Raw genomic sequence first — 2,920 nt, 5'->3', positions numbered from 1 at the left:
TTCAGACGTCCGAAGTAAGACACGAGCGAGTTGTGTGTTGCCCACTCCTTTTCACTTCTGAATGACTCGTCGAAAGCCTCACCTGTCAATGGGTTGGTTCCCTTACCGTATTCGTTGAATCCTGAACGATGGTAGTGTGCCTGCTCTGCACCAGCCATGATGTCAACTCCATGGTTTCCGAATTCATGCATATACTGTGCGTATGCACTGCCTACTACATTATATTTATAGTATGCCATAAGGCCCTTGTAGCCATAGTAGTTGTTGCTGTATGAAGTGCGGCGTATGTCATTGGTCTGTTCTGTCTCTGTATACTGTGCACCGATACTTGCATGCAGACGGAGGTCTTCGAATCCGTGAATCTTGTAGTCCACCTCTGCATTGCCGCTGAAGTCGTTGGCATTTGCCAGACAATACTTGTTGTTAAGCATAGCCAATGGGTTCTGCGGAGTCTGAGAGTATGATGTCTTTGTCCAGTTAGGGTCGTTATACGAAGCGTTTACCAAAGTCTGGTAGTATCCTCCCACAACGCTGTATTCTGGGTCTGACATGCGCACCGGACGTGTCGGGTCCATAGCGATGGCTGCTCCTACGGCACCGGTGTCGGCATAGCGGTCTTTCTCATACATATACTTGGCTGTGATGTTGAAGTTCAAGTGGTTGTTGAGGAAGGTAGGTGCGATGTTAACGCTTGAATTGAAACGGCGCATCCAGCTTGTTTTCAGGATACCGTTGCCGATGTTGTATCCGGCGCTCACACGATATGGCATGTTCTTCAGACCGCCCTGCATGCTGATGCTGTGGTTTGTAGAAAGCGTGGTGCGCAGTATCTCGTCCTGCCAGTCGGTGTTGGCGGTGCCGAGGAGGTCACGGCTCATACCCAATGATTCGATGAGGTTTCTATACTCGTCTCCGCTGAGCACATCATATTTCTTAAGAGCCGTCGAAATGGTGAAGTCACCGTTGTAAGTGAATGTCGGCTTCTGTCCGCTGCGGCCCTTCTTTGTGGTGATGATTACGACACCGTTGCTGGCGCGCGAACCGTAGATTGCCGTTGCCGAAGCACTCTTGAGCACCGTGAAGTTCTCGATATCGTTAGGGTTGATATTGGCAAGGATGTTACTCATACCAGTCGCCGTGTTGTTGTCGATAACGAGTCCGTCGATAACATACAGAGGATCGTTGCTGGCTGAGAGAGAGGCACCACCACGGATACGGATCTGTGCTCCTGCACCTGGCATACCGCCTGTGGTCTGCACATCAACACCGGCCACCTTACCTACGAGCATGTCCGAGGCGTTGTTTGTGATACCCTTCGACAGCTCGTCTGGCTTCAAGGCTGAGATAGAACCGGTGAGGTCGGTCTTCTTCGCACGACCGTAACCGATCACCACCACGTCGTCGAGCTTCGTGGCGGCATCTTCCTTCAGGATGACGTTGATGTTCTGTCCTGCTGCCACGGATACCGTCTCGTATCCGATGTAGGAGATTTTCAATGTAGACTTGGCGTCTGCGTTGATAGAGAAATTACCGTCAATGTCGGTAATGGTACCGCCATCGGTACCGTCAACTCGGATGGTCGCTCCGATGATTGGCTCGCCGGTGGCATCCTTCACATGTCCCTTCACGACAACCTGTTGTCCGAAGGCACTTGCCGTCAAGAACAAGCCTCCCGTCAGGGCTACAGCTCTCATGGCATTACTGAATCTTACCTGCTTCATTGTTAATAGTTTTTTTTATGTTACTAATTATATATCCAATATCCATAAAGCCCTAACGTTCTATCGGGCTTTGATGTTCATTTGTAGATTGCTTTAAGGCATAATTTTCTCTCATGTTTGATAGTTGCTTGCAAATATAGGAGGTATTACAATACGTTAAAACTATTTTAACAAGGAAAAGGCATTTTTGTTAGTGCAAACGTTTGCACAATAGTATTGCATACAATTATTAAAACAGGTATCTGTAATGCTGCAAACAACTCTATCTAATTTATAAATATAAATATAAGCCTATAAAAATGAGGATAACTTGTATTGTCATATAAATTAAAACGATTATTTAAAATGGTATTTGTGCGTAAACATTTGCATCTTCCTTCACCATAAAATTTTTACGAAATATATGCAAATCTTCAATATGGTTTATCAGATTATCATAATCTTCAAGATTCTCTATTTCCTCACGTCTTGCCTTACTCAACTTACAAAATTCTTCCTCTTGTTCAAGTCCAGCAAATCTTCTTCCACACAGATTAGCAGCAATGCCTGTTGTAGAACTGCCACTGAATGGGTCAAGAATCCAATCTCCTTGATTAGTTGAAGCAAGAATCATCCGAACAAGAAGGCGCAAAGGTTTTTGTGTAGGATGTTTGCCGCATGTCTTTTCCCAACGACCAATGGCTGGCATTCGCCACACATCAGACATTTGCTTACCTCCATTCAATTCTTTCATCAGTTCATAATTGAACTTATGTGGAACTTTCCGCATCTTCCTTGCCCAAATGACAAATTCCGTGGAGTATTTGAAGTAGCGGCAAGAAATGTTGACAGGTGGATTTGTCTTCTCCCAAGTGATGACATTCAGAATCTTGTAGCCAAGTTCAGTCAGGCAATTAGCCACAGAAAAGATGTTGTGGTAAGTGCCACTAATCCATATAGTACCATTATCCTTCAGTTTGTCACGACACAGACGCAGCCATTCCATATTGAACGCCATCATGTCTTCTTGTGACTTGCCCTTGTCCCATTCACCCTTATCTACACACACTACATTGCCACTCTGCAACGATATGCCACCGTTGGAGAGGAAATAAGGAGGGTCTGCAAATATCATGTCGAACTTGAAATCAAACTCTTTGAGAAGTTTGAAACAGTCGCCATGGGCAAGGATGAAATCGTTGTTGGGTGATTTATAATAT

The 2,920-nt window shown here is 45.3% G+C and carries 2 protein-coding genes; both read right to left on the bottom strand.

Annotation, left to right across the window (positions count from 1 at the left end; genetic code table 11):
* Nucleotides 1–1,721, bottom strand: a 1,721-nt coding sequence (locus tag QVO99_RS08510; protein WP_288177088.1) for a SusC/RagA family TonB-linked outer membrane protein, incomplete at its 3' end; no start/stop codon positions are given.
* Between the two features lie 340 nt (nt 1,722–2,061).
* On the bottom strand, nt 2,062–2,920 hold an 859-nt coding region (locus QVO99_RS08505; protein WP_288177087.1), incomplete at its 5' end, for a DNA-methyltransferase.

Origin of the sequence: Prevotella sp. CAG:592 (genome assembly GCF_000436015.1) — a bacterium.
In the GTDB taxonomy this organism is placed as follows: domain Bacteria; phylum Bacteroidota; class Bacteroidia; order Bacteroidales; family Bacteroidaceae; genus Prevotella; species Prevotella pectinovora.
This window is presented reverse-complemented; position numbering and strand designations above follow the sequence as displayed.